Origin of the sequence: Anaerobiospirillum sp. NML120511 (assembly GCF_023050955.1) — a bacterium.
Lineage (GTDB): Bacteria > Pseudomonadota > Gammaproteobacteria > Enterobacterales > Succinivibrionaceae > Anaerobiospirillum.
Map to the genome: position 1 here is coordinate 26,720 of NZ_JALKIK010000046.1, position 8,504 is coordinate 35,223.

Annotated in this window: 6 protein-coding genes; 4 read left to right on the top strand and 2 right to left on the bottom strand. The window is 52.6% G+C overall.

The genetic code is table 11. The annotated features are described in order from the left end of the window. Nucleotides 1-196 precede the first annotated feature (196 nt). Both rpsI and rplM read right to left on the bottom strand, forming a co-directional pair. Complete coding sequence (rpsI, locus tag MXE39_RS10830) at nucleotides 197-589, bottom strand: 30S ribosomal protein S9 (protein WP_246978671.1); 393 nt, start codon at nucleotides 587-589, stop codon at nucleotides 197-199. A 13-nt stretch (nucleotides 590-602) separates the two neighbouring features. Next, on the bottom strand, nucleotides 603-1,031 hold the full coding sequence (rplM, locus tag MXE39_RS10835; protein ID WP_246978672.1) for a 50S ribosomal protein L13: 429 nt from the start codon (nucleotides 1,029-1,031) through the stop codon (nucleotides 603-605). 2,271 nt (nucleotides 1,032-3,302) lie between these two features. Between rplM and MXE39_RS10840 the strand changes: the two genes are divergently transcribed. From MXE39_RS10840 to MXE39_RS10855, 4 genes are read left to right on the top strand one after another with little or no spacing between them, the layout of a single operon-like run. Next, nucleotides 3,303-4,322, top strand: a complete 1,020-nt coding sequence (locus MXE39_RS10840; protein WP_246978673.1) for an ABC transporter permease — start codon at nucleotides 3,303-3,305, stop codon at nucleotides 4,320-4,322. Next, nucleotides 4,322-5,215 carry an ABC transporter permease gene (locus MXE39_RS10845; protein ID WP_246978674.1) on the top strand — a complete coding sequence of 298 codons (894 nt, stop codon included), beginning with the start codon at nucleotides 4,322-4,324 and terminating at the stop codon, nucleotides 5,213-5,215. The genes MXE39_RS10840 and MXE39_RS10845 overlap by 1 nt, the downstream gene beginning before the upstream one ends. A gap of 13 nt (nucleotides 5,216-5,228) precedes the next feature. Further along, nucleotides 5,229-6,200: an ABC transporter ATP-binding protein gene (locus tag MXE39_RS10850; RefSeq protein ID WP_246978675.1), complete on the top strand. Its 972-nt coding sequence runs from the start codon at nucleotides 5,229-5,231 to the stop codon at nucleotides 6,198-6,200. 17 nt (nucleotides 6,201-6,217) lie between these two features. After that, the gene (locus MXE39_RS10855) at nucleotides 6,218-7,297 is read left to right on the top strand and encodes an oligopeptide/dipeptide ABC transporter ATP-binding protein (protein ID WP_246978676.1); all 1,080 of its coding nucleotides are present in this window, start codon (nucleotides 6,218-6,220) and stop codon (nucleotides 7,295-7,297) included. Nucleotides 7,298-8,504 lie beyond the last annotated feature (1,207 nt).

Below are 8,504 nucleotides of genomic sequence, written 5' to 3' on the forward strand. Positions count from 1 at the left end.
AGAGAGCCCTGCTGCACTGCTGTTGGAGGGGATCGGCGATCTTGGAAGGGATTTTAGGCGGGATTCAGATTTTTTGGGGCTGGAGAATAAAAAACCCCGCTTCGTGGGAACAAAGCGGGGTTTTTTGCGTAAGGAGGGATATGGACCTGCCATATCCCCCAATACCCTGCCCTTGGGCAGGATATCTGTACTCTGATTAACGCTTTGAGTACTGTGGACGCTTACGGGCCTTGTGTAAGCCAACCTTCTTACGCTCAACAGAACGGGCGTCACGGGTGACGTAGCCTGCCTTACGTAAAGCTGGACGGAAGCTCTCGTCGTACTGCATTAAAGCACGGGTTAAACCGTGACGGATAGCGCCTGCCTGGCCGGAGATACCACCACCGGATACGGTTACGTAGATATCAAACTTGCCATTGAGGTCGAGGAGCTCTAAAGGCTGAGCAACAACCATGCGGGCGGTTGGACGACCGAAGTACTGCTCGAGGGTGCGACCATTGATAGTCATCTTGCCATCGCCCTGCTTGATGAATACGCGGGCAGTGGAGTTCTTACGGCGACCGGTGCCGTAGTACTGAATTGCAGCCATTTGCTATTGCTCCTTATAACTTAAGTTCCTGAGGCTGTTGAGCACCATGATTGTGAGTCTCACCAGCATATACCTTGAGCTTGCGGAACATAGCGCGACCCAGAGGACCCTTTGGCAGCATGCCGCGAACAGCAGTCTCTAAAACCTGCTCTGGCTTACGGGCGATTAACTTCTCAAAGGACTCAGCCTTGATGCCGCCTGGATAACCAGTGTGGTGATAGTAAATCTTGTCCTGGGCCTTGTTGCCGGTAACCTTGATCTTGGAAGCATTGATGACGATGATGTAGTCACCGGTGTCCATGAATGGGGTGTACTCTGGCTTGTGCTTACCACGGAGACGGGTTGCAATTTCAGTGGCAACGCGGCCTAAGGTCAGGTCGGTTGCGTCTACTACAAACCAATCACGCTTGATGGTAGATGGCTTGGCTACGAAAGTTTTCATTAAAAAACCCTTTATATTTTGAAGGATGGAATCCTTTAAAACATTCAGCGAAACTGTGCTGAACTCAAAAAAACAGGCATTTATATCATACCTGCATCGAATCATGTGGGTGGGAATCCAGATAACTCGATTAGAGGGGCCCGAAGATTATACACTATTCAAAAATGAGCTCAATTACTTTGGCAAAATATTTCCCTTATTTTTCACATTCCCCAAACATTGCCATGGAGTGACTTCCTGGTCTTTGGGTACCTGGCTGTGGGTGGCTGTTCGGCAGGTCTGGAGCTCTGGCCCGGGCGGACAGCGCCCGCCCCGATGCCCTGCACGGCGTCCGGGTGAGGAGGTACTGATTTTTGCCCTGTTAAAGATAGATGAGCTTTGAGTAAAGGCTGTTTTGGCTGGCTGAGGAACGGGGGAGTGCCGCCGATTTAAAATACGCATGATTTTGCAGGTTTGGGGTGAATACGTTTGCAGTGTTGATGGCGGGATTTTTTTTGCACCAGCAAAGTGCAGACCCTGAGTGGCTGGCTCATTGTGGGGAGAGAGGCGTCGGGGCCTGTTACTGTGGCCTTTGCCGATGGAATGAGCTGCTGGAGCGCGCACGCAATTGCGAGGGCGGGGATTTGGTGTTCCTCAAATAAATGCGACAGGAATGCGACGGCTGAGGGATATTTTATTGCTGGACGGGTGGTTTGGCCATATGACAAACGTTGTCAGCAATCATAACCGTTTTTGCTATAATGATTTGTTTTTGCTATCAAGAGAAAAATGAGCTGTTCGTGATATCAATCGCGCTTTTATTTTAAAAAAAGTGCGAACAGCTTTTTTCGTTGCATAAGAAAGATACAAAATGACGCATTTATGTGGACCGTCCAGGTGGGGCCTCCCCATGCTGTCTGCATATGCCTGACGCCGGGTGTTCTTTTCTGCCATGAGGGGCAGACACCCGATTCTGCATCTGATTGTTATTCCCCAGGCCATAGGCTGTGGGGATAACAGGTTGGCAGCAGGAAAGATGATGGTGGATTATTACAGCCCGGCTCCGGGCTCGTGCCCGCTGCACTGCCTGCTTACTGCTCCCTGTACTTATCAGCTGTGTGGCAGCGTCAGTCTTCGCTTTTATTTCCGGCTTTTTGCGCGAGCATAAGCAGGCCACCAGGGGCTGCAGTATCTTCAGTACTGCTGAGGCTTACTGAGTACAGCCTGCGTCTGGAACAATGTGGGAATACGGGTTTGAGGTTACAGCTGTCTTGAGTCTGGCTGCCATACCCGTACGAAGAGTGCGTCAGTCAGTTGGGTCAGGCATCAGTCTATAGCCAGAGTGTTATAGCTGTAAGTTTTCAGGATATATCAGGTGCCACAACCACCTGATTCTCCCCGTACCGGCCGCAGATTTTCCTTTCAGACATAAAGATGTATCCAGGCTTTGCACCCTGCACTCAGGCAGGAGCAGGCCATAAGAGAAAATGCTGCGCCCTGTAACTGTAAAAGGCTCCCCTGAAGTTGCCTTTTGCAGGATAAGCCTCACATGCAATGTCACGGCATTGCAGCTGCCCCGTGCGGGGCGGTTGAGGATAAGGCCTGCAGACAGTGGACATCATGTCCCGTCAGCCTGATAAGGATCTGTTCACATGCCAGAAGGCCTCTTAAAAGGTCTTTTGCCTGAGGCGTGCCCGCACCTGTGCACCAGCCGGTAACGGCCTTGCTGTAAGGTGTGCTGCAGCCTGCCCGGTAAGAGCAATGAGCTCAGGTCCGGGCCTGATACTTCCTACCCCTCCTCCATGTCCTATGCTTGATATGACGGCCACGGCCGCTATCAGTGCTCTGTGATACTGAAGCACCTGCACAGCTCTGTATTTTTCTTGATTATCATTTTCCACAGCTCTACACATGGCTCAATGTGTTCCCCGATATGGTCTGCCCATAATGGCATGGCGCAGCATTGCGTTGCGCTCCATGGCGTTAGCTTGCATGGCGCTCCATGGCGTTAGCTTGCATGGCGCTGCAATGCGCAGGCTTGCAAAGCGCTGGCTTGCAAGGCATAGCACGGCAAGGCAGCTGTTGGCCCCTTACTTTTTTGTCTGGTGGCTGGCTGCAGTGCGCAACTGCTTTGCTCAGGGACTGGACCTCTGGCTTTCTCCAGGCAGCGGCTCTGGCTGCTTGCCGGTGGAGCCGGGCCGGCGTTTTTGTTTTGCTGGCTGAAGTCGGGCTTGCCTGCCCTGGACCGGCAGGTATGACATTGACTGTTCATGTGCATATGAGGACAAGCTTGTGCTGTTATATCTCTTAAAGCGCTTGTTAATGCTGATTCCAGTATTATTCTGCGTCTCTATCCTAGTCTTCCTGATTATGAGAGTGTTCTCTCCGGATCCGGCTCTCATCGTTCTTGGCCAGCACGCCACTACTGAGGCTATCAATGCCTGGCGTGAAAGCATGGGCTTTAATGAGCCTGTTCTGACTCAGTACTGGAATTACATGGTTGCCATGTTCCATGGCGACTTTGGTACTTCCTTCTTTACCAATACCCCGGTAACCACTGAGATTATGGCCCGTCTGCCTGCCACCATTGAACTGGCCGTTCTGGCCATCATCATTGCCTCCATAGTAGGCGTGATTTTCGGTGTAATCTCAGCTGTAAAGAAGAACTCCTTTATCGATAACTTCACCATGACCACAGCTCTGGTGGGCGTATCCATGCCTGTTTTCTGGCTTGGTATGCTGCTTATCATTCTGTTTTCAGGAATTCTGCACTGGGTACCATCAGGCGGTCGTATCGACACCCTGTTAAGACCATATGACGGCACCGGCTTCTACCTGTACGACACCTTCATCATTGGTGACTGGGAAGCCTTCTTTAACGCTCTGCAGCACGCTGCTCTGCCTGCCATCACCCTGGCATGCTATTCCATGGCCATCATCACCCGTATGACCCGCTCCAGCATGCTCGATGTGCTCCACCAGGACTACATCCGCACCGCCCGCGCCAAGGGCTTAAGCCCGGTCAGCGTCATCGGCCGTCACGCTTTCCGCAATGCCCTGCTGCCTATCATTACCGTTATCGGTCTGCAGTTTGGCAGCCTGCTCTCCGGTGCCGTGCTGACCGAGACCGTATTCTCCTGGCCAGGCATTGGTGCCTACTCTGTAGAGAGCATCATGCGTTCTGACTTCCCTGTTATTCAGGCTGTTGTATTAATCGTGGCCTTTATTTTCGTTTTCATGAACCTGATTGTTGATCTGCTTTACGCAGCACTCGATCCACGTGTTAAGTACGGTGCAGAGGGCCAGGCATAATGACTGATGCAGTTTTAAAGAAACCACGTTCTTCACACCTTGGCGATATGTGGGCCTCGCTGGCCTCCAACAAGGCCGCGCTGCTGGGCATGATTATCATTGCCCTGCTGGTTGCCATTGCCGTAACTCTGACCATTACCCAGGCCATGGGCATCAATATCCTGCCTTACGATCCTAACCTTGCTGACATGGACAAGGCCTTTATCGCTCCATGTGCCGAGCACTGGTTTGGTACTGATCAGCTGGGCCGCGACATCTTCTCCCGTGTGCTTGACGGCACCAAGATCTCCTTAAGCGTCGGTCTGGCCGCAGTGTCCATTTCCCTGGTAGTAGGTACAATCTTAGGTGCCATGGGCGGTTTCTACGGTGGCCGTCTTGATAACTACCTGATGCGACTGATGGACGTTATTCTGTCCGTGCCATCCATCCTGCTGGCCATTGCCTTCATGGCAGCCATGGGTCGTGGTCTTGACAAGGCTGTTCTGGCTATCGGTCTGGTATCCATTCCTGAGTATGCCCGTATCGCCCGCTCCTGCGTGATGTCAGTAAAGGCCAATGACTATATTCAGGCTGCCATTGTGACCGGTGATTCCAACATGCGCATCATCCTGCGTCACATCCTGCCAAACATCACTTCCCCTATTGTGGTACGTGCCACTCTGGGTATTTCCGTAGCCGTGCTCGATACTGCAGCTCTGGGCTTCCTCGGTCTGGGCGTTCAGCCTCCATATGCCGAGTGGGGTGACATGCTGGCCCGTTCCCGCAGCTTCATTTTCTCTGCACCGCATACCCTGATCTTCCCAGGCCTTGCCATCACCATTACCGTGCTTGCCTTCAACCTCTTTGGCGACGGTCTGCGTGATGCCCTGGACCCACGTTCAAGACGCCGCTAGGAGGAGAATAAAGATGTTATTGGAAGTAGAAAACCTGACAACTGAGTTCACCACCCGTCGTGGCAAGGTTCGCGCTATTCGCGATGTCAGCTTCAGCATTGGCAAGGGTGAGATTCTGGCCCTGGTAGGTGAGTCCGGTTCAGGCAAGTCCGTAACCTCCCTGTCCATCATGGGTCTGCTCAACTCCAACGGCCGTGTAGTTGAAGGCTCAAAGATCATGTTTGACGGCGTCAATCTGCTGGATCTGAGCGAGCGCAAAATGCAGCAGATCCGTGGTAACCGCATCTCCATGATCTTCCAGGAGCCTATGACCTCTCTCAATCCTATCTTCACCGTAGGTGATCAGATTCTTGAGAACATTCGTCTGCACACCAGGCTCTCCCGCAAGGAAGCCCATGAGAAGCTGCTGCACATCATGGACACAGTGGGTATCCCTAACCCTGCAAGGCGCATCAAGGACTATCCTCACCAGATGTCAGGCGGTATGCGTCAGCGCATCATGATTGCCATGGCCATGGCCTGTCAGCCAAAGCTGCTCATTGCCGATGAGCCAACCACAGCTCTGGACGTAACCATTCAGGCTCAGATTCTGGACCTGATTTACCGCATGCGTGAGCAGTTCAATATTTCCGTGTTGCTCATTACCCACGACCTTGGTGTGGTAGCCGAGGCTGCTGACCGCGTTGCTGTCATGTACTGCGGCCGTATTGTTGAACAGGGCACCACAACCGATATTCTTACCGATCCTAAGCACCCTTACAGCAATGGCCTGCTCAAGTCCATTCCACGCCTTGACGGTCAGAACGAGCGCCTGTTCATGATTCCAGGCATGGTTCCACCTCCAGAGGAAGTTCCAGCCGGATGCGCCTTTGCTGACCGCTGCGAGCACGCCCGTGAGGAATGCCGCGCCCGTCTGCCTGATCTCGTTACCATGGGTGATCGCAAGGTACGCTGCATCAACTACTCAACCGCCTCTCAGGCCTGACAGAACAAGAGACCATCATGACTGATATTCAAGATAAATCCGTCGCTGCAGAAAATGCTCAGGCTCCAGCTCAGCCTGATAATGCAGCAGCTGCCCCAGGCAGCAGCGATAACAAAGAGGTGCTCTTATCCATCAAGGGTCTGTGCAAGCACTTTGAAATCAAGAGCGGCTTTCTTAACAGCAAGACCAGCTACCTCAAGGCTGTAGACAATCTCACCCTCGACATCCACAAGGGCGAGTGCTTTGGTCTCGTAGGTGAGTCAGGCTGTGGCAAGACCACCCTGGGCAAGATGATTGCCGGCCTGTATAAGCCTACTCAGGGTGAAATCCTCTACAACGGAGTCGACCTTGGCAAGCTGACCCGCAATCAGCGCCGCAAGTATGCCCGCGACATCCAGATGATCTTCCAGGATCCATATTCCTCCCTCAACCCTCGTATGAATGTTGAGGAGATCATCTCCGAGCCAATGATTGTCAATAAGACTCACAGCGGTGCTGACATCACAAAGCGTGTTGAGTACCTGCTCGAGTGCGTAGGCCTTGCCAAACAGTACAAGTCCCGTTATCCGCACGAGTTCTCAGGCGGTCAGAGACAGCGTATCGGTATTGCCCGTGCTCTTGCCGTATCTCCACGTCTGATTGTCTGCGACGAAGCTGTATCAGCCCTGGACGTATCCATTCAGGCCCAGATCCTCAATCTGCTTGATGACCTCAAGAGTGAGTTTGGTCTTACCTATCTGTTTATCGCTCACGGCCTTGCTGCCGTAAAGCACATCAGTGACCGTATCGGTGTTATGTACCTTGGTTCCATGGTAGAGGTTGCTCCAAAGGAAGCTATCTACGACAACCCTATGCACCCTTACACCAAGTCCCTGATTTCAGCCATTCCGGTAATTGATCCGACCAATCGCAAGGAGCGCATTCTGCTCAAGGGCGATCTGCCAAGCCCAATCGATCCGCCAAAGGGCTGCCGCTTCAACAGCCGCTGCTTTGTCGAGAACTGCCGTTTCAAAGAAGATCCGCAGATCCTGGTCGAGCGTGGCAATCACCTTATTGCATGCAAGCATGTCAGTGAAGGCGGCGTAGTCCAGCCATAAGCCTCACTGCACATCACAAGCAGGTCCAATCAGCAGGTGCTCAGGCACCTGCTTTTTTTGTCCCTGAACCGGGCAAAAACCCAACTTTCATCCCTGCCCTCCGCTGCCCTGGCAGCACCGAACCATGCGCCCGGCCCCTGCCGCCGCCTGGCGTCCCTCACGCCGCCTTACGTCACCTCACATCACCTCACATCACCTCACGTCACCTCACGTCACCTTACGTCACCTCATGTCACCTCACGTCACCTTACGTCACCTCACGCCTCCTCACGCCACCTCACATCGCTTACATCGCCTTTCGGCGCTTCACATCCCCTTACTGCTCTTCGCCGCACGGCGCCCCACATCGCAACGCGTCACAGCGCATAACATCACTGCAGTCCATTCCACCAGACTCACGCCGCACTTCCCCGTACCAGCTCACGCCGCATTCCTCTGCAGCAGCTCACATCGCAGCCTCAGACGCCCGTTATGGGCGTAGGGTGCCTCTACCTGTATTGAGAACAGTATCCGGCAGATGCACTCTGTTGCAGACCTGCTGTCAGAGCCTTCTATTTACAGGTGCGCTGTCCGCGCTTCCCATTCTTGCCCTCAGTATTAAAGCTGATCCTCTACTTATATATATGCAGCCATTGCCACCGGTCATTTCCAGTAGCCTGCCCATGACCAGGAGCCTGCCCATGACCATGCCCCTGCCCCAGCCATTGCCACGGCTATTGGCCAGCCATTGCTGCTGGTGCCCTGAGGCGCTGAGGCTTACTTTGTACTGTGCGCTGGAGGCGGCACTGCCAGGTAGTATGACCTGTGACCAGGATGAGGCTGGGTTCAATGTGAGGGTGGGAGTGAGTATGGAAAAATTGCTTTTGGGAAAAACTGCAAGTCAGCAGCTTACATATAGATGGAATTGGATGCTTTAAGGGTAAAAATCGCTGTTTTTTGCTTACTTCAGATTGACATTTGTCTAGGTTTCTATCTTTGATTTTGAGGATTTGGTGACTTTGGCGCTGCTGGGGCTGTTAGGCATGCTGATTTATATGCTCTTTGACAGTTGAAAAGTCTGATGAATTTGGGCTTATCGAGAATATTTATCAATTGCTGAAAAACGATGAATTTGAAACATGAGGTGGATCACGATTTATGTTTTAGAAGTGTGAGCAACTTCAAATTGACACTGATTTTGTCTGATTTTGTTCGTAAGCGTTTTTGC